The sequence below is a fragment of the Butyrivibrio sp. FCS014 genome (assembly GCF_000526935.1).
Taxonomy (GTDB): Bacteria; Bacillota; Clostridia; order Lachnospirales; family Lachnospiraceae; genus Butyrivibrio.
In genome coordinates, this window is record NZ_JAHA01000006.1 from 175,344 (window position 1) to 196,931 (window position 21,588).

The 21,588-nt window shown below is 47.5% G+C and carries 15 protein-coding genes; all 15 read left to right on the top strand.

All coding sequences use genetic code 11. From position 1 onward, the window contains the following. The first annotated feature begins 2 nt into the window (after nucleotides 1-2). The 15 genes from T456_RS0104615 to T456_RS0104685 all read left to right on the top strand — a co-directional run bounded on the left by T456_RS0104615 (nucleotide 3) and on the right by T456_RS0104685 (nucleotide 21,585). Nucleotides 3-1,691: a PP2C family protein-serine/threonine phosphatase gene (locus T456_RS0104615; RefSeq protein WP_024865127.1), complete on the top strand. Its 1,689-nt coding sequence runs from the start codon at nucleotides 3-5 to the stop codon at nucleotides 1,689-1,691. A gap of 12 nt (nucleotides 1,692-1,703) precedes the next feature. Next, nucleotides 1,704-2,555 carry a hypothetical protein gene (locus T456_RS0104620; protein WP_024865128.1) on the top strand — a complete coding sequence of 284 codons (852 nt, stop codon included), beginning with the start codon at nucleotides 1,704-1,706 and terminating at the stop codon, nucleotides 2,553-2,555. A gap of 24 nt (nucleotides 2,556-2,579) precedes the next feature. Further along, complete coding sequence (locus tag T456_RS0104625; RefSeq protein WP_081748986.1) at nucleotides 2,580-3,437, top strand: GNAT family N-acetyltransferase; 858 nt, start codon at nucleotides 2,580-2,582, stop codon at nucleotides 3,435-3,437. Between the two features lie 25 nt (nucleotides 3,438-3,462). Next, nucleotides 3,463-6,360 carry a hypothetical protein gene (locus T456_RS0104630; RefSeq protein WP_024865130.1) on the top strand — a complete coding sequence of 966 codons (2,898 nt, stop codon included), beginning with the start codon at nucleotides 3,463-3,465 and terminating at the stop codon, nucleotides 6,358-6,360. A gap of 43 nt (nucleotides 6,361-6,403) precedes the next feature. Further along, entirely contained in the window at nucleotides 6,404-6,946 is a 543-nt protein-coding gene (locus T456_RS0104635; protein WP_024865131.1) for a hypothetical protein, read from the top strand. Between the two features lie 11 nt (nucleotides 6,947-6,957). After that, the gene (locus T456_RS0104640) at nucleotides 6,958-8,034 is read left to right on the top strand and encodes a hypothetical protein (RefSeq protein WP_024865132.1); all 1,077 of its coding nucleotides are present in this window, start codon (nucleotides 6,958-6,960) and stop codon (nucleotides 8,032-8,034) included. Between the two features lie 165 nt (nucleotides 8,035-8,199). Beyond that, on the top strand, nucleotides 8,200-10,056 hold the full coding sequence (locus tag T456_RS0104645; protein WP_024865133.1) for a hypothetical protein: 1,857 nt from the start codon (nucleotides 8,200-8,202) through the stop codon (nucleotides 10,054-10,056). An 11-nt stretch (nucleotides 10,057-10,067) separates the two neighbouring features. Then, nucleotides 10,068-10,913, top strand: a complete 846-nt coding sequence (locus T456_RS0104650; RefSeq protein WP_024865134.1) for a hypothetical protein — start codon at nucleotides 10,068-10,070, stop codon at nucleotides 10,911-10,913. 14 nt (nucleotides 10,914-10,927) lie between these two features. Then, nucleotides 10,928-13,369, top strand: a complete 2,442-nt coding sequence (locus tag T456_RS0104655) for a hypothetical protein (protein WP_155838022.1) — start codon at nucleotides 10,928-10,930, stop codon at nucleotides 13,367-13,369. A 15-nt stretch (nucleotides 13,370-13,384) separates the two neighbouring features. Beyond that, nucleotides 13,385-14,620 carry a hypothetical protein gene (locus T456_RS0104660; RefSeq protein WP_024865136.1) on the top strand — a complete coding sequence of 412 codons (1,236 nt, stop codon included), beginning with the start codon at nucleotides 13,385-13,387 and terminating at the stop codon, nucleotides 14,618-14,620. Then, entirely contained in the window at nucleotides 14,613-16,673 is a 2,061-nt protein-coding gene (locus tag T456_RS0104665) for a TolC family protein (RefSeq protein ID WP_024865137.1), read from the top strand. Before T456_RS0104660 ends, T456_RS0104665 begins: the two co-directional genes overlap by 8 nt. A 2-nt stretch (nucleotides 16,674-16,675) precedes the next feature. Continuing rightward, nucleotides 16,676-19,774: a hypothetical protein gene (locus T456_RS21060; protein WP_024865138.1), complete on the top strand. Its 3,099-nt coding sequence runs from the start codon at nucleotides 16,676-16,678 to the stop codon at nucleotides 19,772-19,774. An 11-nt stretch (nucleotides 19,775-19,785) separates the two neighbouring features. Continuing rightward, nucleotides 19,786-20,376, top strand: coding sequence for a DUF4255 domain-containing protein (locus T456_RS0104675; RefSeq protein WP_024865139.1), 591 nt, complete (start codon nucleotides 19,786-19,788; stop codon nucleotides 20,374-20,376). A gap of 10 nt (nucleotides 20,377-20,386) precedes the next feature. Then, a complete protein-coding gene (locus T456_RS0104680; protein ID WP_024865140.1) occupies nucleotides 20,387-21,199 on the top strand; it encodes a hypothetical protein in 813 nt (270 codons plus the stop codon). Next, entirely contained in the window at nucleotides 21,196-21,585 is a 390-nt protein-coding gene (locus tag T456_RS0104685) for a DUF4280 domain-containing protein (RefSeq protein WP_024865141.1), read from the top strand. Before T456_RS0104680 ends, T456_RS0104685 begins: the two co-directional genes overlap by 4 nt. The last annotated feature ends 3 nt before the right edge of the window (nucleotides 21,586-21,588 follow it).

Here is a 21,588-nt window from a genome sequence, read left to right on the forward strand (position 1 = left end):
AAATGAAAAAAGAGAAGACCGGAAGAAGAAAATTCAGATTTTCCCTGGGGATGAAAACCTCCATAGTCATAGTGATACTGATAGCTATTCTGGCATATCTGACTATTCGGGTAGCTTCTTTTGCGGATAAGACCTCGAACATTATTATATGTGTAAAGGATATGTACAGCATAGGCAGGACTGCGGCACAGCTGCTGGACCAGGAAAAGACCGTCAGACTCTTTGAAGCGGCCACAGAAGCAGCTTCCGGGACTGAAAAGGATACTTTGGAGAGCCTTAAGGACAAAGACGTGGTAGCTGCAGCTTCCAGAATCACACCGGATCCCTACTATGATCGTGTCAGACGGGACCTTTCTTACGTTGTGGAATCCGGAGAACTTACTGAGGCGGATCTTATGGTTGAAGCTCCCGGCATAGAGAGGGTCTTTATCGTGGCAGCTTCTTCAGAAGAAAGACCCTTCGGATCGGTGATCGACCTCAGAAAAGGCACTTATGAAACGGGGGACAGCATCATAGGAACTGAGGATTCCTACATGGGATCGGTACTCATGGGAGAAAAGCTTGAGAATTATGTTCTTGCGCCTTTCTATAGTCCTGATGATCCAAACAGGTTAGTGGGGTATGTGTTCCTTGTGGATGATGGGGAAAGCCAGAATAGGGTTTCCGAAATTTTCGAGGTGTTTTTTGCACCGGTTATGATCGTTATCCTCCTTATTTTCTGGCTTATTGCCTGGCAGTTCATAAAGCGGGCTGTGGTGGCGCCGATCGGAAAAATGTCCAGAGCGGCAGCAGGCTATTCCGAGCAGGAAGATAAGATCGAAGGCCCCACATTTTTCCAGGACCTTGGCCTTAAGAGCAATGATGAACTACGAGACCTTGGAGATGCCATGGCTCTTATGGAGACCAGGATCCATGACTATATGGAGGATCTGCAGGAAGTCACCAGAGAGCGTGAGAGAACAGCAACGGAGCTGGAGGTGGGCGCCAGGATACAGGCCTCAATGCTCCCGGACGGATCCTTTAATAAAGAGTCTTTTTCCGTCAGCTCCTTTATGAGGCCTGCCAGAGAAGTAGGCGGGGATTTCTATGATTACTTTGACGTGGGGGATGGAAAGACCGCAGTAGTTATTTCGGATGTTTCCGGAAAGGGCGTTCCTGCGGCGCTGTTTATGGCAGTTTCAAAATCCGTCATCAAGACTACCGTCCTTGAATACAAAGATGATCTGGCCACAGCTCTTTTCAAGATTAATAATTTCCTCTGTGAGAGAAACGATGAGATGATGTTCGTGACTTCTTTTGTGGGGGTTTATTCGGAAAAAGACCATAGCTTTACCTATGTGAATGCCGGACATGAGGACCCGGTAGTATACAGGCATGAAACAGGAAAATACGACTACATAATGGAAGAGCATGATCTTATGATAGGTGCTCAGAGTGATATAGGCTTTACTCAAAGGCAGATCACTCTTTCCTCCGGGGATGCGCTGTTTTTGTATACTGACGGACTCACCGATGCTACCAACCCGCAGGAGGAGATGTTTGGCGCAGATCGTATCCTTAAGGCGCTCAACAGTGATGCGGGCAGAGAAGGGAACGGAGTCATTTCAGACATGTGGGATGAAGTGAACAGATTTGAGAACGGACATGATCAGTTTGATGACATTACCATGGTGTATCTGGAAGTAAGGTGATAGGTGGCGGCCATGAGCAGGATAAGAGACATAGAAAACGGAAGAGATGAAAAATACGCACAGGTCCTTGGGGCGGAGCTTTCCGATAACCTTGACAGGGACTGCTATGGGGCTTTAGAGGAATGCGACGAGGACGAGGATATAAAGTCCGTTCTTGCCTGGAGTCTTAAGAATCTCTCCAGTGAAGACAATATCGAGGCTCAGCTTGAGCTTTTTATCCTGGGTGATGGCGCTGATTCCGGAGCCATGCTTGATGAGTATAAAAAGAGAATGGATGAGGAAGGCGTGTGCAGAACAGTTTTTGAGATGTCCATGCTTCCCGCAAATCTGCAGAAGATCCTTTCCGACAACGGATTTGTGCTTAAGGAGAAGGAGAGCGTTGATCTTATACAGCCCCTGGACGATGTTACGGGACTTAAGTTTGCAAAGAAAAAGACATCTCCTTCCTACGTGAAAGCCATTTCGGAGCTGGATCTTTTACAGTTTAAAAGAGGAGTTACCAACTGCATGTTCAGCGGTAGATGCGGCCTTGAGGAGGACCTTCCGGCCCTTCCGCCGGAGTGGTTTGAAACGGATGTATCCTGCTGCGTCATCACTGATGAAAAGGTCAGCTCTTTGTTCCTTGTTCGGAAGACAAAAAGCGGGGTTCTGATGCCGGTTCTTTTGTTTGCCCAGGGAATGGACGCGGACAAGTACATGCTGGAGATGATGAGGTATTCCGTAAATGCTGCGGCATCAAAATATCCGGGTGACACAAAAGTGCTTCTAAGGCGACATGACGGCAAGACCAGGAAGCTTACGGATTATCTTTTCCCGGGAGCGAAGGGAAAGACCGTTATAAGCGGTGTAAGAAACGAGAAATAACAACACAGGAAAGGAGCAAATACCATGCCATCAACTACTACCTGCATGAGAATAGCACTCCCGGAAGATGCTCTTGCAAAGTTCTTTCCCGCCGGGAGCCAATATATAGGCAAAGAGAGGCTCTATGCCTACGGGATCGTGGATGAGGGTGACAAGAAGCTTATGGGACTTGCCATATATACTCTTTCCGACGATCTGCCCGGGGCAGTGAATCTGGAGAACTTCTTTATCTATGAGAAGTTCAGGGGAGAGGGCTATGGAAAAGAGCTGCTGGAGAAATCTCTTGAGATCCTTAAAAGCGCAGGAGTGAAGTATGTTGTTTACAGGGACGTTTCAGGTGATTCGGCAGAGCTTCTTTCCGGCTATAACTTCGCGACTAAGCAGGGCTTCGTTCCTGTGGTAATAGATGAGAAGATCCTGTACTACGGTGTTGGAAGACTCCTTGGAGGAAAGTTTTCAAGGCTTGTACCAAAGATGAGAGACTCCCTTGAAAAGGTGGTAAAGCTTGGGGGACCAAAGGATGAGAGGATTGGCCGCTTAAATGAAAGAGAGGACCTTGGGCTTTTTAAGATAAGAAGTGAATTTGATGAAGATCTATCAGGCTTTTATCTTAATGACGAAGGAGAGATCATCGGAGCGGCAAAAGCATATAGAGAGGGAAAAAAGGTGATGGTAAACAATATCTTTCTTGATCCTGAGTGTGACAAGAGAGAAGTGTTTACCGCCCTTGCTGTAAAGCTTGGAGTGAATGTGACCATGGATCCCGGTATAGAAGAGGTGGTTTTCCAGTCTGTCGGGGATGACAGGCACAGTGAATTTGCTAATCTCTTTGGCAAGGCTGACAAAGAGTACCGGGCCATTGAGCTGGTTTTGTATCTGTGAGAACGTGTGATAAGGAGGATATTGGATGGACCCTCGTAAGGAATTACAAGAATCCCTGGTAAATGCCAAGCAGGAGATTGAGAGCCTTGAGCAGAACCTTAAGCTTGAGGATGTCTCAGAAGAACTGAAAGAGCAGATAAAGGGAAGAGAATCCGCTCCTTTGCAGAAAAGCGTAAAGGACCTTTTGGATGAGCAGCAGGAACAGACTCTTGAGCTGGATGAGTTTACGGAGGTAGAGATCGGTGAGACCGATGGCTTTGTCACTGCTGACTATAAGAGGATGGACCCCGCCTTTTCAAGGTTTTCAAGAAAAAGGCCGGCACTTGCTTCGATGCAGGTTGAATCCGGCAGGACAATGCTGAGTGAGAGGGCTCTTGATGCGACCTTTAAGGGGCTTAACAGCTCTTTTTACGGAGAAAACGGACAGTTCGAAAGACTTAAAGGAACCGCAAACGAGAAGGGTTCGCCTTTCTTTAACAGGCTCTTCGAGTCCATGGAGAAACTAAAAAGTGTCCTGGAGGATAAAACATCTTCCACAGACGATATTGTTTCCGCGGTGCTTCTGGTTTCGGAATATGCCAATTCCTACTACGACACCCACAGGGGACATATATATACGGAAGTTGGTAAGGTGCGCAAGAACACTGCCATGGTGATCCGGGATTCCATGAACGGCCTTTTTGAGAACCTTCTTGCGGGCATGAATGTTCATCTGCCTTCAAATACCAGAGCCTATGCCATCGATAATCCCACAAAGGCAGAGAAAAAACGCATCGACAAGAGCATAGGCAACCTTGGAAGTGCCTATGTAAGATGGGGCGCTGCCCTGGGAAAGGATGAGATCATCGATGAGCGGGCCCATGTAAGGGATAAGCTGCGGCTTCTTATGCCCTATGAAGGGGATATCGCAAAATATAAGCTCATCCATCAGGGGGAGGAGATGCCCTATGTCATAAGGCAGTACGACCTTTTGCGAAGGCAGGTCGCCCTTATCGACGAGCTTGAAAAGAACAAGAAAAAGGATACCGATGAGATCACGAAGATGACCCGGGAGTACGTAATCTCGCAGGATGAGCAGAAGGAAGAAAAAGAGCTGCCGGCAAGTGAGATAGATCAGGGACTTACCGAGAGTCAGCTTGAGGCAATCGACAGGATAGACCAGTGGTTTGTAAGAAACGCCTATAACGGCGGAATGCTGGGAACTGTTATCAAGGCCCTTCGGAATGAGCACGGAGACATCATAAGCGAGCTCTTCAGAAAGTCCAGGAGGGAGAGGCTGTTTATCTATTACCTCATAGAAAAGGGGCAGAGGAAGGATCCAAGTACCCTTGCTGTATGGCAGTCCCAGTCCTATGTTCCGGATCTGGATGCCTTCAGGGATAAGATGAAAGCCACTAAGCTGAAAGTCACTTCCTGGGCAGCCGGTGGTTACACCTACATGAGCAAGCTCTCCGATGCCATGAGGGCCAACAAGGAATATAAGGACATGATAAAGGACGGCAGGGATATCGCCGTGGAATCCGAAGAGGAAAAGAAGGCCTATGAAGCCCTTAAGAGTATAGAGAAGGAGAAGCTGTCCGGCAAGGAAAAGCTTACGGTTGCAGCCTTTAACAGAAAGATGCTCCTTAAAAAGAGCTACAACTACTTAAACAGTATTCAGAACGAGGAGACCAGGCTCCGCAAGACAAGCGGAACAGAAGAAAAGCAACAAATAAACGACAGGCTGGTGCTGCTTAAGGAAGAGGCACAGAGGGCGCTTCAAAAGCTTGTGGAAGCCGACAATGAAGTCGGGAATATCGCCAAAGACTATAAGCTGGACGGCATAGAGGACTTAAATCCCGTAAGCGTAGGCGGGTCCGATGAAGGCCTTGAAAACCTTACCACGGTCTCCCAGGGCGTGGGAGCAGCTTTAGGGAAAATGTCCATGTTAAAGTGGGGCCTTGGAGATTCAGGTCTTGCCAAAATGGATCTGGTGACCCAGGGCGGTATAGGGGCCCTGACCGGTGCTGTGGGCCAGGCTTCCGCCATGCTTCTTGCGGTGTTTGACATCGTTGAAAACGCAGGCAATATGCACGCCGGAGACATTGCTCAGAAGGTGGTATCTGCGGTAAATTCCCTGGCCGAAGGCGCTAAGAGCGTATGGGAGGGAGTAGAGCAGGGAAAGTTCTTTGTTGAAAAAGCAGCAGGCGTTACAGAAGCAGCTGAGTTCACTGCCTCGTCGGCCCTTCAGGTAACGGGTATTGTCACCAGTGGAGTATCGGTGGCCATTAACGGCTACTCCACTGTTTCATCCATGCTTGATCACCGCAATGCCACGAAGGCTTCCAAATATCTGGCAGAAAAACACAAGAATAACCCCGAAACCAAAGAGACCAGATATGAAAAGAACATGATAAAGCTTGCAAAGAGGCTTTCGGACAACAAGGCCAAATCAGCCGCCCTTAATACATTAACCAGCACGGTTTCCCTGGTAAGTGTTGCAGTGCCCGGACTTGGCGTATTCCTGGCTCCGGTTGGAATAGGACTTACCCTGATAGGAATCATCCGGGAAAAGAAACGGATGTCAGACATAAGGACGAAGACCTTTGATGACTACTTTGGCTTTGAGGGATTCTTTGAGAAGGTTAAGGACAAGATGACCCGGCTTGGAAGGAAGGTGCACGATCCCGAAGCCTTCAAGGATCAGCTAAGGAGAAAGCTGGCTGCGGCAGCAGGCTATGCGGATATGTTTACCGCCATGAATGCCATTGCGGTTAAGTATGCGGAACTTATACACAATAAACTCTTTGTCAAAAAAGATTATGCTGACAATGACGAGAAAGAAGGCTATATACAGATGGTCAAGAGCTTTGGCCTTCCCTTTAATGAGGAGAAGGGTAAGCCTGACAAGGAGATGCTCATAAGGAAGATGTCCGGAAGATAACGGGAACTTTTTTGACGATCACATGATCCAAGGAGGAAAACTCATGAACATAAGCAATCTTTTAGAGGAAAGACGCAGGATACTTGAAAGGATTCAGGGGGAATTTCAGGAAGCACTTGAGCCGGCTATGATCCGGGAGCCGGAAAGTGACAGCGAGCCTGTGATACTCAGCATCCTTTTTGATGACCTTGGTACTCCCGATGGTGAGGCCCTGGGGGAATTCTATTTCCTTCACCCCGCTTCCGATGAGGATGAGATCCAGCATCTTTGCGGAACGATAACCATTGCGGAGGAGGTGGAGAGCGACCACTTCCCGGAGCTGTTTGAGGCTATGAGCTACATCAATGCAGCGATTCCCTGCGGAGCCTGGCGACTTGATATGGACAGAAAATTCCTCTCCTTCCATCTGGCTGCTCCTGTGAGCATCAACATGACAGGGGAAGAGCTTTATGAAGAGATGAACATCGTAATGACAAATGCCTACGCTGTTGCCGGTGCCCATGCGGATCTTCTTATTAAGATCCTGGATGGTGAGACGGACATTGAGTTTGTGAAGGATGCGTTAAACCCTGCAAGAGATCAGTGAGGACTTAGAATATGTCTATTACAACCAGAATGATCATATGTATGGTGACGGCTGCAGTGTCCGGTGTGGCTATTCTGCTGCTACTTACCATTAACAGAAGGCTTCGCACCAGTAAAAGGAAGGAAGATGAATTTTTCAGGTTCCTGTGCATTGTGGAGATAATATACTGCCTGGCTGAAATTGCCGCCAGTGCCGGAAGATATTATGCCATAGGACAGGGCTTTAAATACTGGCCTATGCTATTGTCCATTATCCCGCAGATAGTGCTGGTGTTCTGTGTTCAGATGTGGGTTCTGTTTGTGGATTATTACATAAACGGAAGTATGGACGGAATAAAGCGCAGATACAAGTACTTCTATATTCCTTATATAGTACTGGCGGTTGTGAGTGTTATTGGCATTTATCTGATCGGAAGAGTAGAGATCGAGGGCGCCGAAGATGTTACTGGCGTCAGCAGACCAATTGCCTGGATGACCGTATCGTGGCTTGGGGTGTACTTTATTGTCTCCGTAGCAACGGTTATATGGTATATCCTGCAGGCCTACAAGATAGTACGGGTCCATAAGGCAGAGCAGGACAGGCCTTTGTTCCTCAAGCTGGAGGTCTTTATTATTCCCTGGATCCTGGCCTATGTTTTTGAGCTGATCCCGGCTACCGCGTTTTACATAGAGCCGCTGTGCGCTGCCATATCTCTTTTCCTTACATTCTTCATCATTCAAAAGAGATACAGGTATCTCGATGAAGATACACAGATGTACAACATGCAGTTCATTGATTTTCTGAAGAAGCATTTTAAAGATAAAGGCTACAGGGACGGTTCTTTTGTGTTCATAAGAGGCGGGGATCCGCAAAATACCGCCGAAGCAATAAGAAGCTGCAAACCGGAAAACAGCATGGCTTTCAGACTGGATAAAGATACATTTCTGTTGTCGTCCCATAACCCGGGGGAGAGAGCTCTTAAAGCCTTTGAGGAGCTCCTTAAAACGGAATATGATGCTGTGGGAGGCGGTAAAAGCCTTGATATAAGCGTTGTTGTACAGAGTAAGGAAGAAAATTATGAAGAATTTGTAAAAAGAGCCGGCCTGTGAGCCGGCTCTGAGTTTATGAAAAATTTATAATTTTACACCCATAAAATAGCGATTTTATGAATGAAAATTTCAAAGCGGGGTACGTTTCTGTGATATTATATTATATGGAGCACTATATGTTGTGCTTTTTGCACTTTGGATTCTTCTAAGGGGGTTCTTAAAGAAATGGCTAGTAATCAGGCATATCCATTTGAAAGAAACAGATATTATCCGGGAAAGATGCTTACAACTGCTGACTTTCAGGCAGAGCAGAGCTATCACATCGAAAAAGTGAGGTTCCTTAACAGTCTTATGTACGGTTCGGGAATTGTCTGCGGATGCGGAGTTGTAAACCTTGATGACCTGTCGATCCTGATCGAGAGCGGTGTCGTTATTGACGGAAGCGGAAGGGAGATCATTATCGATTCTTCCCTTGTTAAAAAGCTCTCTTCCATTGAAGGGTTTGATAACCTTACTTCGGACAGGGCAGCGCTTTGCGTGCGCTATAAAGAGAAGGACATTCACTCTGTATACGCGGTATCCCACAAGGAATCCGACAAGGAGTATGAGTATAACCGTATCAGTGAAGGCTTTGAGATCTTCCTTATAGATGAGGAGGAATTTGATGAGGGCTTTGATATCGAGTCGGAGTTCCTCCAGAAAGAGAGCATTTTCAGTGGCCAGAACTATGAGGGCTTTATAACCATGCCTACCATTGTCTGCAAAGGCAGAAATGTAAAGGCAAGGCTTGAGATCCATAAACTCACCGGCGCAAGTGCTGCTGTTTCATATAAAGGAACCCTGGATATACCTAATTTTACATCCCCCGAAGGCACACAGCAGATAGATATAGCAATAGATGACGTAGAACTGGATGAGGGAGAAGTCTACACCAAGGATTTCTGGATGTCCGTACAGGATCAGGCAGGAATCGAGTCCAATGTGATCTTAAGGAGCGGATCGGCCGCTGCCTTCGAGAATGACAAGGCCATAAACGCTGAGAACAGCTTTGCCATGAAGGTAAGGCTTTCAGACGAGAGTCCGACTTCTCTTATAAGAAGAGAAACAGGCAAACTGTCTCTGGAGATGAGGACCGCTGTTACTCCTTCAGCCATCAAGCTGGCGGAAGTGGACCTTATGAGAACTGACAGTGCTTATGTTATTGAGAATATCAGAGAAGTAGCCAAGAACCAGTACATCGATCTGCCTTCACAGGTTGGTATCAGGAATGATTATCTTGAGTTCTTTGTGAAGGATGTGGATATTTCGGCAAAGACAGAGCCTGCAGGAGCGGAAGTTTCCAGAATGCCTGTTGTTGAGGCTGCTCCTCCTTCAGAGCTCAAGAATGTAGCTACCGGAGTTCTGGAGATTCCTCTCGGAAGAGATGCAAGAGCCGGGGATATCAGATATTCCGGAGAGATCACTCACGGTCTTGGATCAGGCAACGTTTATGTATCGATAGGATATGAATATATATCACAGGATCAGGCCCTGGGAGCAAGTGCCAAGAGCACTGTTTACGGCAACCCCGAGCTGTTCTCAAGACAGAATCAGCAGCTTGCTGACGCCGAGACAGCGGTAAGGGTACTTAACGACAAGGGCAGCTTTGTTGTTGCGGCAAGGCTTCTAAGGGATGTGGACTTTTTGGTTCTCACCTACAGATGGGTAGCCATTAAATTCCCTTCAGGTGAGGAACTTGAGGCCGCCGATTACTATGGCAAGTCAATTTCAGCCAAGACACCTACCGTAGTCATGAGACCCAGAGAGAACTACTACTTCGGCGTTCAGTTCAACAATATGGAAGCCTGCAGCATAACTTATGAGCTTACGGCTCCCGGAAGCGGCGAAATATCCACTGACGGCGTTTATACCGCACCTTCCAAAGAAGGCGTATACGAGATCAGGATTTATTGCTCCGATATGCCTATGGTATGTACTTATGCTTATGCCATCGTCAAATCCACAGCTTCGGAAGGCGATGCAGGCAGCATAGAAGAACAGGAAAAGGAACCTATAGTTAAGATTCCGGATATCAATCTCTGAGGGGAACAAAGATGACGTATGATTCCGGTAAAATGCGGCTTATGCCTGTTGCCACCAAGAGTATCGGTGAGGTAAATGACTGCTATATCTGCCGTGACCTTAATTCATCCGGAGGAATTCTGTATACCGTTCTTGTGATCCATCAGCACGACGTTGTGCGAAGGGTGCTGGAACTGTTGGAATTCTCCGGAAGAAACGGTAAGGAGACTATTGTTGACTCCTTTGCCTGCGGCGAGCAGCACGTATTAGTTTTTCCGTATCACAAGGAAAGGCCGCTATTTGACTTTTATGAGGGGGATTCTCTGACACTGGCTCAGTGTGAGGATGTATGTATCAGTACAATTCTTGCATGTATCACGGCAGATCTCCCCTATCCAATTTTATATTTGCTTTTAAGGAACGGCATGCTGAACCTTTCGGGGGACAGATCTGTCTTTTTTGGCTACGAGATGGACCTGAAGGATCTTGATGATTCTATTACCGAGAAGGAGTGTACCGACCTTTGCGCCAGAACTCTGCTGCTTTTGTTGAAACCAAAGGCAGGACAGAAGGCCACCAGTTACTACCTTCTTGATAAGAAGGTGGCCAACGGAAGCTACCACAGATTTACCGATCTGTACAGGGACATCACCATCGCGGCGGTAACCAACAAGAAGATCACCCCGTGGTTCCTGTTTAAGCTCTGGGTAAAAAGGAATTCGGACACCATCATAGGTGTTCTGTTCTGGATAAGCCTTATTCTGGCAGTCATAGCCCTAAGCATAATCATTTCAAGATTCCTGCTTGGAGGTAATTCATGGCTGCGGCTTTTATTTAACACATTCAAGAAGATCGGTACAGAGAGTCTATTGCAGTAGGGAGATGGGACTAAGTGATGAACAGATTGTCGATGCGAAGCAGGATAATAATAGTTCTGTATATACTCAGTTTTACCATATCGCTGTTTATCTTTTACTTTCTGATGAGCAGGGTATCCGTTGACGTAGAATGCACGTCCTATTCCGAGTATACGGTGAACGGAGCCGATATCTTTTTTGCCCAGAATGCCAAAGACAAGGGCATTATCTTCAGACTGGACACCAAAGGCAGAGTGTCGAGGATGTTTGATTCAAGGGATGCCGGCGGGCGTCTCGTCCTTGGCCTTACCTCAAACGGTGAGAACATCTACGGGGTTTTGGGGAACTTCAAGGAAGAGGAGGATCCAAACGGTAAAGGGATCATTTCAACTCCCGTCTACAGGATCGTTTGCTTTGACAAGAACCTGAAGCTTCAGACTCAGTCCGCAATGTTCTCCATAGACACCGGAGAGAAGGTTTCAGCGATTTCCGCAGAGGACGGCGGCCTTTATATAACAACAATCACAACCGATGCACTTTCAGCCAAGGTCTATGTGGCTGACTACGGAATCTTAAAAGACCCCGGGGACGCCGCCTCGGGTGACTTAAGGCTCGATGTGCAGAGAGCCAAGACCGCCACAGGCAGCAGATTCTTTGCGGATGCGGTTTACAGGTCCGGAGACCTCCATGTAAGGACGGACAGGGACGGAGCAACGGGAGTGTTCGAAGTTGACCCTGTTATCAGAAGCGCTGTAAGTTCCTTAAGGCTTTCAGTGGGACAGCTCTTTGGCCTCTATTCACAGTACATAATCTGGTATATTGCATGCCTTATTGTGTGGTTCATAATCCTCTACCTTCTGGTAAGGACCCTCACCAACAGAAACAGGTCTTTTTACTACCTGTTCATTGCTGAGGCGCTGGTGTTTGCCATTACTCTTGGAGGAGTGATAGCGGTTTGCACAGGCTACTATTCAGCCAGGGAAAAAGAGCATTCAAGATTCGCCGTACTGTCTATGATAGGCCTGGAGGACGAGATAAACCTCGGAAACGATATAAATTATGCCGACAGCTCTTTTTACGATTCGGCAAGATACAGGCAGCTTAAAAAAGGCATCGTAAATTTTATAAAAAGAGAAGGAAATGCTGACATTTTCTATGACGTATTCGTATATAACTTAAAAGATGAATATGTATGTGTAAGTGCCAGCGGAAGAAACAGACAGCTCTTATCCGAGATCTACGGACAGGACCTTGGCACGCTGGATGAGAGAATATACAGAGGCAATAAATACGCAGCCGTTGATTTTAAGCTTGCAGGACAGGATTACAGAGCAATAGCCGCTACCTTTGATGATCTCAATCCCAAGTACGCACTGGTGGGGATCATCAATGATACCACAGATCACAAGTCGGTATTCGTGGACAACAGAGCAGTTTTCATCACATTCCTGTGCGCTTTCGCACTTGCCAGTGCTCTGGTGGTTCTGGCATGGTACCTGCATCTTAGGGACATAACTCTTCTGGAGCATGCCCTTACCGAGACGGCCCTTGGAAGAAGCATGCCGCAGCGCCCCGTTACCCTTGGAAGTGACATCAAGGACATGTGGGATGCGGTAGCTCAGATACATCAGAAGGTGGACAACATCGAGTACACCAAGATGAGGATCCTGGAGGCATATTACAGATTTGCCCCCAAGAATGTAGAGAAGATACTCTCCAGGAAATCCATTGTTGAAGTGGCAAACGGAGATGCGGTAGATGTTTCAGGAACAATCGGAACCTTTGGAATTGAGCTGAGGGGTCACAACAGAACCGCAAGACTTGATTCCCTGATCGACAGCATCGGTGAGTACCAGAAGGAGCACAACACCATAATCATCGGCAAGGCTCCCGATCTTGCCAGGATGCAGGTTCTGTTCATGGAGGATGAAAAAGAGACGGTTCGTTCCTTTGTAAATCTTCTTGAAGGAAATTCAGACAGTACCCGTGCAACCACCGTTTCCATGGTTTTGTTCTACGACACCTGCAGATTTGCGGTTATCGGAAGCGAGGATGAGGCCACAACCTACCTTCGCTCCGCAAACAGGGATCTTATATCCAGGATAAGCATTTTTGCAACAAAGCATAATCTGGACCTTGTAATAACCGAGGATATCAAAGACAGAGAAAATATCACCTCTCCCCTCAGATTTATCGGCTACGCCGGAGAGGATGCCTACGGAAAGATGGTTAAGCTCTATGAAGTACTTGATGCCTGCCAAAGCGCAGTAAGAAAGCAGCGTCTGGCAACACTGGACAAGTACAACGAAGCTTTGGAGCTGTTCTACGAGAAGGATTTCTACATTGCAAGAACCAAGTTTTCCGATATTCTGAAGGACGCACCGGATGATCTTCTGGTGAAGTTCTATGTATTTGAAAGTGACCGATACCTCAATGAAAGTGCTGAGGGTGACAGTCACAGGATTTTGGATCTTTAATCGGAGGATTGACTTATGGGCGGAGGCGACTTGCTCAATATTCTGATACAGACTATCAAGTCCAGAATGACCGGGCTTGTTACAAAGTTTAAGCTCTATACAAACTGGAACTTCATAAAGACCAAGATAGTTGCAAAGATCAGAGATTTCTTTGCCAGTCTCCTCAGAGTCAAGCCCAGAAACAAGGATGATTACTATACCATCGGCAACTGGATGCTCTCAAAGAGACTCCTGTACGCACTGGTGATCATCGTGGGTGTTGTAAGTATCTGGTACATCTCATCGGAGACCTCACTTTTTAAGAAGTTTTCGGCAGACGGAGTTACCACCTACAAGTACAACTCCGTAAGACTTCGCACAGCGAAGGGACATGTAAGGATCACAGGAAAGAGCGGCTATCTTGCCTATGACGGAAATGTTGAAAAGGGATATGTGACCGGAAGCGGGACCCTGTTTAGCAAAGAGGGAAACGTTGTTTACACCGGAAACTTTGACCGAAATAAATATGAAGGACAGGGCGTTCTGAATTTTGAAAGCGGAGCACAGAAATACAAAGGTTCTTTCCACGAAAACCTCTTTGAGGGAAACGGAATCCTGTACAGGGAAGACGGAACCTCTGAGTATGACGGAGAGTTTGCTCAGGGCAAAAAGAACGGTACGGGCGTTCTCTATGATACAGGTGAGAATGTGATCTACAGCGGAACCTTTGCCGCCGATGAGATTGTTTTTTCCGAGCTCTTGGGAAAGAGCGTTCAGGAGGTGTCAGATGCCTACAAGGGACACAGGACCTTATATACAACCACTACAGAGTCGGTTGCGGTAATGGACGCAGTAGGGGCTTTGTACCACGCCGAGGCTGATGCGGAAGCTCTGGATGACGAGGAGAAGGTGGACAGCGTATATGTCCTCTCAAATTCTTTTCCCTACGGAAATGAGAGCATGGACAGCTTAGAGGAGCTGGAGGAAGTATTCGGAGCCCCGGTTTACGAGGGAAACTCCAATGTAATCCTTCCGGAAGCCATAGCCATCAACAAGATGAACGAGTCCGAAACAATCCTTTCAGGAAGGGTTGATATGGATATAGATCAGACCTTCTCGGATGTAGCCGAGGTAAAGAGCTTTGACAGAGACTATGTTGTATACATCTATTCCTTCCAGAGGGGTGATGTGCTTTACAACTTCGTAACACCGGGAGCTGATCGGAACTTTGAATTTTATTACATAACGGGTGCAGGAGATGAAAGTGCTTGAGTTTAATTCAAAACTCAATATGGGAAAAAGAGCCGTGGCAGTCCTTGCCATAGCTTTGATGATCGCGCCTGTTTTTGCGCCTTATGGTGTTCAGGCAGCGGTACCCGCCAGAAAGAAGCTCACCCTTGATGCCTGCCGGGCTCTGGCCGTTCAGAATTCAACAGAGTATGATTCGGCTGAGATAGCGGTGGAAAGCAAACAGGCGGCCTATGAGAGCGCGGTTAAGTCCCTGGCACTCAAAGAAAAGAGCATGAAGCAGTTCAGATGGTCTCCGCTTCTTAGTTTTAAATTTCCCACAGAGCCCAATCTGGCTGAGGCATCCGAATTCCAGTACAAGCCCACAGCTCTTTCCTACGAGATCAGAGTGGCGCAGCACAAGGTTCAGGACAAGATATTTGCCATCAATGAAAAAGTCAACAATCTGTACCTGGAAATAGTGGTACTTCAGGACACAATAGCCTTTAACGAAAAGAGACTTGAATCCACCAAAGAGGGACTGGCCCAGAATCAGGCAAGACTGAGGCTTGGGCAGGCTAACAAGGCAGATGTTGAAAAGCTTGAAAAGAAGGTGGAGTCCCTGAACAACAAGGTGGCCTCCGACAGAAGAACCCTGGAAGCGGATTTAAAGAAGATGTCCAAAATGGTGGGCTTTGACGTATCGACCATGTACATCTTTGAAAAGCCCTACCTTGAAGCGACAATAGAGCGTTCCATGCTGGATGCGCTTATAGAATATACAGAAGACAGAGATGAGACCTATTACGAGGCCTGTGTGGCAGAAACCACAGCAAGGATTGAGCTTACCACCAATGCCAAACTTATGAAGAAGCATTACGGCGGCGATTACAACATGATCGAGTCCTATGTAAGCGCAGCACTGGCCGGCGGTGATGTTAACAAAAAGGCTTTTTCCAAGCAGTACAAGGCCTTCCTTACCAAGATAGACAGCTACTGGAAGGGTAAGAAAAGGATCTGCCTTTTCATTAAACTCCCCAAACTCTGGTTTAAGGGAGATATGGACGGAACCAGATATATAGAGGATGACCCCACGGTACTTCAGAGCAACGTTCTTGATTACGCTCAGGCGGTAAACGACAAGAAGGGCGCTCAGGAAGACCTGGATCAGAGCGTTATTGATACCTTTAACAACTACATATCCGTCAGGAACTCCTACAAACAGTATCTTACGGATGTGGCGGTCGCTGAGGAAAACCTCAAAAAGGACGCCTTAAGGAACAGAAAAGGGGAGCTTTCCTTTGACGAATATGATTCAGCAATGGAGAGCTATGAGGAACTCCAGAACAACATGCTGGATTCCATGAAGCTTTACACCAACACACTGTTTGCTTTTGACAGACTTACCTGCGGCGGTATCAGTGCTCTTCTTTCCGGTACCGATGCAGATATGCACACCGCGGTTGTAGGTGAAAGCTATATCGAAGAGAATACCGCAGAGGCTTATTACACACTTCGCCCCATTGTTCAGAAGCAGGAATTTGAGCTGACCCTTCAGATACCTGAGGATTTTGATATTTCCATCAGCGATTATGAGCTGTGGGTCAACAATCAGATGGTTGGTTCAAGAACACCGGCAGATAAGAAGCTAAGGCACCTGATGCTGACCTTCGACGCGGTGGAAGAGGCCAAGATAAGACTATACGACGGTGATGATTTTGTCGACGACTGTGAGATAGATCCAAGCGTTGAATCGGGACCATTAAAGATCAGAACAGGATTTGAGATAAAAAGAGACCTTCCCGGACAGATCGGAAGCTATGAGATAAGCCAGAACGAATCTACCGGAATGGTAGAACTTAAATTCACCATGAACAGTGAAGGAATAGAGGCAGCTTCCTTCAAGATCAAGACCGAGGACGGAAAGACACTTGGCAAAGATGAATTAACTCCTATTGATAAGAGCCTGGTATATATAGAACTTCTGATGACATCCGTGGATGATCTTAAGATCGAGTTCTATGACGAAGCAGGAGAGCTTTGGGAGACGGCAAGATTTGATTCGGCAAACTCCGCAGTTATTCGAGAGGATGAGTAGTAATGAAGTTTTCTAAACAGATTTCGGAAAAGTTCATAAAGAGGCTGCTGGCCATGGTACTTACGGCAGCAGTGCTGGCTGTGGTCTTTGGTAAGAGCCTGCCCACCAGGGCGCTCTTCGATCCGGATAAAGCCATTACTTATCAGACCTTTGCGTCAAGGACCACTGTTGAGAATTCAGTTCTTTTCATAGGAACCTATATCGTCCACAAGGATGCCCTTACCGACGATATCTATGAGAAGGCAAAAGAATCTGCGGCTCAGTCGGCACAGGAGAATATCTATTATAAATCCGAACTTGCTGACGGTCAGTGGTTTGAGATTGGAAACATAGATAACGGTATCAAGGGAATCTCCACAGACGGACTTCCCGAGAGTATAGATACCATCAATCCTCTGTACGTAACCTACTACGTCGGAGCCGACGGCATCATGAAGGACGCCAAGACCATGGCAGGGGTAAATCCCTTTGATGTGCCTGACCCTTACGATCTGTCGGGACTTCCGGAGCTGGATCCCATCAGAAGTCAGTACACCATGTCCAGTGCCAGCTCAATATCTCAGGAGGACTTCCTGGAGAATAAGAGCTCCAAGGATACAGGCAATATCAGAAGTGATGTTTACTATTATCAGCTGCTTTCAACCTTCTTTGCCCTGGACCTCAGAGATGCCGATACCAACAGATGTGACGATACACTGGCCAGGCTGAATTCGGCTTATATAGCACTTAAAGCAGCAGGACAGGATGAAGAGGCCGCCATTGTCTATGACCTCATGAGCAAGGTGGATGCAAGAAGAAGGCTTCTTATCATGGAAAGGCTCTCAGAGCTTGATGATAACCTTCTTAGCAAGCTTCTTGATCTTTCCAGCGGCTCCTACTATACACCTTACGGAAACTTTAAGGACTCCTCATCTGAAGCGGACCTGTCATCCCAACCCGATTATCAGGTAGAGCTTGAGGATTCCCTTAAGCACGACTTTGCTTCATCCACTAACAGCGCCAGTGCCTTTGTGGATGCATGGTTGAGATCTCTTGGAATAACAACATCCTCCAGTGGATGGTGGACGGTTCTTGATCAGTATGAACTGGATAAGAACACAAGACGTGACGAGGCCAACGAAGACAATGATGACTTTGTTCCGGATCTGTCCCCTTCAGAGTATCCCTTCGCAGTAGACGCAGCTATGGTGGATGCCATCGGACAGGCAATGGGTAAGTGTGCTGACAGTGCAAATACCTACAGGGGCAAGGCTTTAGTTGATACAGACGATCTTTTGGGGCATGTGATCTACGATTACAGTACACAGGTAATTGACCAGACTACATCCGCAGGTGTTGGCGGCCCTATAGATTTCCTCAAGCACGCCACCAACATCAAGGAAGACATAATAAGCGACAAGGAAGGAGAGAGGAACCTTCTTTCATCTTCACTTCTTCCAATGGCAACAAGCAGATATCAGACTTCAGCTCAGGCGGGAGCAGGTCCCGAGTATGCGGCAGCTTCTTCCGAGGGAGCAAAGAAAAACGCTCTGGAACAGCAAAAGACCGATGAGGAAGTCGACAGGGCAATGATGCAGTATCTCATCGAGGCATACCGCCAGAGAACTGATGCCGCAGATGCCCTTGCCTATGTAAAAGAGAAAACGGCGGAAGCGGAAGGCTGGCTTGACAGCATACCTTCCGACGAGTATAAGACCTATTCCACATCTTCCGTTCAGGCCTTTATATCCTGGCTTAAGGAAGAAGCGGATAAGATAGTTGATTCCGATGATTCACTGAAATCAAAGCTGGATGAGCTCCTTGAAAAGAAGGAAGAACTTCAGGAAAAGAGAGACAACTGCCTTGATAACAATGACCTTGCCGGTGCAGCCAAGTACGATGCGCTTATAGCGGCGGTTGATCAGGATATAGACCGTGAAGCAAACGGTATCCTGGCGATGGGCCTGGGAGATGATACCTCAGGCGGAGCCGGAGGTTCAGGCTCAGGCAGTGGCTCAGGAAGCGGCTCGGGATCAGGAGCAGGCGGAGCAGGTGGCTCGGGAAGCGGCTTGGGATCAGGAGCAGGCGGAGCCGGAGGTTCAGGCTCAGGAAGCGGCTCAGGATCAGGAGCAGGCGGAGCCGGAGGTTCAGGCTCAGGCAGTGGCTCAGGAAGCGGCTTGGGATCAGGAGCAGGCGGAGCCGGAGGTTCAGGCTCAGGCAGTGGCTCAGGAAGCGGTTCAGGATCAGGAGCAGGTGGCTCAGGCAGCGGTTCAGGCTCGGGAACGGGCGGAGCCGGTGGTACAGGCACAGGAACCGGAAGCGGTTCAGGTTCCGGAAGTGATCTTGATAAGATGACAGACAAACTGGTTGATAAGGCACTTGCAAAACTTGCCGATGACCAGAATGCAGATCTTTCAGGAATTGCCGATGCTCTGGCAGGGGTCGGAGCAGAGGAGGAACTGGATGAGCTAATGAAAAAGGCAGCCGATTCCGGAGCTTCTGCAAGTACACTTGCAGGAATAAAGGCAGCTAAGGATTCCCTTAATGAAGACAAGGCAAATCCCGATTCGGATGCTCTTTTGGCTCAACTTGAATCTCTCTTCGGAAAGAGCCTTGACGATATGGACGAGAATGAACTGGCAGTGGCAGGAGCCACAGTATCAAGACTCTCCAGAATGGGAATTGTTCCCGCCGAATCTCTTACCAAGAAGATAGTAAACAAGCTGGTAGCTACAAATAACAAGTTTACATATTCACAGTACACACAGAGCAAATCCGTAGAATACATCAATATGGAAACCATTTCCAACTGCACGGATTACAGATATTTCTACGATGATTCAAAGGCTACAGCCACAATGACCAAGGGATCCAGAATATATATCTTCAAGCGGGGATCCGATCAGATGTACAAACAGAGCACAGACTCTGAGGCTGAGAAAATGGCCAATAAGATAGTCTACTCCGGAAGAGTATATATTTCGGAGGACGATGCTCAGACCTACTTCGGATGCGAAGCGGAATACGCATACAAGACAGATTATGCGATATGTCTTACAGCCCCCAAGCAGACGGCAGTAGAAGAATACACAGAAGCACTTTCAGATTTCTTCAAAGAATAGAGGAAAGAGAAATGGCAGAATATCCGATTATATCAGACGTAAGTCAGTTTATTGTAGAGACACTGCGAAAGAAAATGTGCCCGGAACCGATACCTTCACCTAACAACATCGAGGTATCTTCTCCCCTTTCGCAGGACGTTGACTACCTCGTAGGAGTTTATCTCTACGACATCAGAGAAGATGTCGAGGTAACAGGCCCCAGATACATTCAGAAGGGCAGGGCACAGATTACCAAACCGCCAAGACCATATGCTCTATACTATATGGTTTTTATCAACGGATCAGGCCAGATGGGCCTAAAAGATCTGGATATGCAAAAAATCATTGGGAAAATAGCGCAGATAGTGAACGATAACAGTTCCGTCCTTCCCAATGAGCTCCAAACCTGGCTCGATACGCAGGAACCTCCGATAGTACTGTCTCAGGCGAAGATAAGTCTGGAGGAAAAGGTAAGGGTGTGGCAGGCCATCAACAAGCCATATCAGATGAGTCTGTTTTACAGGGCGGCTCCCGTATACCTGTCCAGCGCAGAGACCATCGATACACCTCGTGTATCCGATGCGAGCTTCGAAATTGGAGTAACAGGTGAAGAAAGGGGGTAAAAACTAAAAAGTGACAGTAGTGATCAGAGCCCAATTATCACTTGCACTTCGTCTGGTAGATACCACCACCGGAAGAGAGGTTGAAGAAAGAGGAGCCAGCTTTTTCCTCGATGGAAACAGACTTCAGCCCATGTACAAAGGTCCGGGTATTTTCGTATTCGTGAATATAGGCAGGGAAGACTTTCTTATGCAGATTGACGCTCCCGGATACGATAAGACGCAGGTGTTTGTGAACTATGAGGAGCTGGATCCAAGACTTCCCATGTTAGATGTTTTCCTGATGCCATCGGAGAAAAATCGCATAGGAGGATCGGTACTTGAAATCAGTGGAACCCTTTCTAAGCTTCAGTATATCGAGGCAATCAATCTTGAGCGCCCGATAGGATTGTTCCACAGCGTCACCGAGAAGAAGAATGTTACCAGAATGACTCTTCTCCCGATGCGACCTGGGGGCGGATGCAGATTAGACAGTATCCGTTATGCACTTTTATCAGAGACAGGAGAGCGCTACGACTGTTTTGAAGTAAAGGAGCAGGATGCCCCGCTCAGTATCGTCTTAAAAGAACCTTTTGAGACCGAGCACAAGCTGAACGACAAGATTTACAGGATCATCTACGGCAGAGCCGGACCCGGCGGAGATTTTTCCTTAAAGGTCAGAGATGATTCAGATCATCTTCCTTACCTGATACATTTTAAGGTTGGCGAGGATGAGTATTTCAAGGCAACAGATTTTCATCTTGATGCAGGCCATATGGATCTTTTAAAGGATGCAGCTAAAGTAATACCTATAACCGAAGAACAAAGCGAGGACAGTGAAACATGAGCAACCTGGTAGCAGTTTCGGGAACGGCAATGTGCACCATGGGTACAGCCCCGGCACCTATAAAGGTTACCAGTCAGCAGAAAGTGCTGACCGAGGGGAAACCCGCAGCAACCATTCAGGATGCCCAGCCCATGGCAAATATAGGACCATTCGGGATGTGTACGTCCCTGGCTAATCCTCAGGTGGCAGCGGCCACTGCAGCGGCTCTTGGAGTTCTTACTCCCCAGCCCTGTATACCGGCACCCGCAGGAACATGGATTCCCACAAAACCGAAGATCCTTGTAGGAGGCAAGCCGTGTCTTTCCAATGACTGCAAACTCGTCTGCGCATACGCAGGACAGGTTTCCATCACGGTTCCCGGACAGGTTAAGGTTACAGCACAGTAAATC

Bases quoted from the DNA above. Each gene is read 5' to 3' on its own strand.
- T456_RS0104615 (WP_024865127.1), top strand. From the start codon at position 3: ATGAAAAAAGAGAAGACCGGAAGAAGAAAATTCAGATTTTCCCTGGGG.
- T456_RS0104620 (WP_024865128.1), top strand. From the start codon at position 1,704: ATGAGCAGGATAAGAGACATAGAAAACGGAAGAGATGAAAAATACGCA.
- T456_RS0104625 (WP_081748986.1), top strand. From the start codon at position 2,580: ATGCCATCAACTACTACCTGCATGAGAATAGCACTCCCGGAAGATGCT.
- T456_RS0104630 (WP_024865130.1), top strand. From the start codon at position 3,463: ATGGACCCTCGTAAGGAATTACAAGAATCCCTGGTAAATGCCAAGCAG.
- T456_RS0104635 (WP_024865131.1), top strand. From the start codon at position 6,404: ATGAACATAAGCAATCTTTTAGAGGAAAGACGCAGGATACTTGAAAGG.
- T456_RS0104640 (WP_024865132.1), top strand. From the start codon at position 6,958: ATGTCTATTACAACCAGAATGATCATATGTATGGTGACGGCTGCAGTG.
- T456_RS0104645 (WP_024865133.1), top strand. From the start codon at position 8,200: ATGGCTAGTAATCAGGCATATCCATTTGAAAGAAACAGATATTATCCG.
- T456_RS0104650 (WP_024865134.1), top strand. From the start codon at position 10,068: ATGACGTATGATTCCGGTAAAATGCGGCTTATGCCTGTTGCCACCAAG.
- T456_RS0104660 (WP_024865136.1), top strand. From the start codon at position 13,385: ATGGGCGGAGGCGACTTGCTCAATATTCTGATACAGACTATCAAGTCC.
- T456_RS21060 (WP_024865138.1), top strand. From the start codon at position 16,676: ATGAAGTTTTCTAAACAGATTTCGGAAAAGTTCATAAAGAGGCTGCTG.
- T456_RS0104675 (WP_024865139.1), top strand. From the start codon at position 19,786: ATGGCAGAATATCCGATTATATCAGACGTAAGTCAGTTTATTGTAGAG.
- T456_RS0104685 (WP_024865141.1), top strand. From the start codon at position 21,196: ATGAGCAACCTGGTAGCAGTTTCGGGAACGGCAATGTGCACCATGGGT.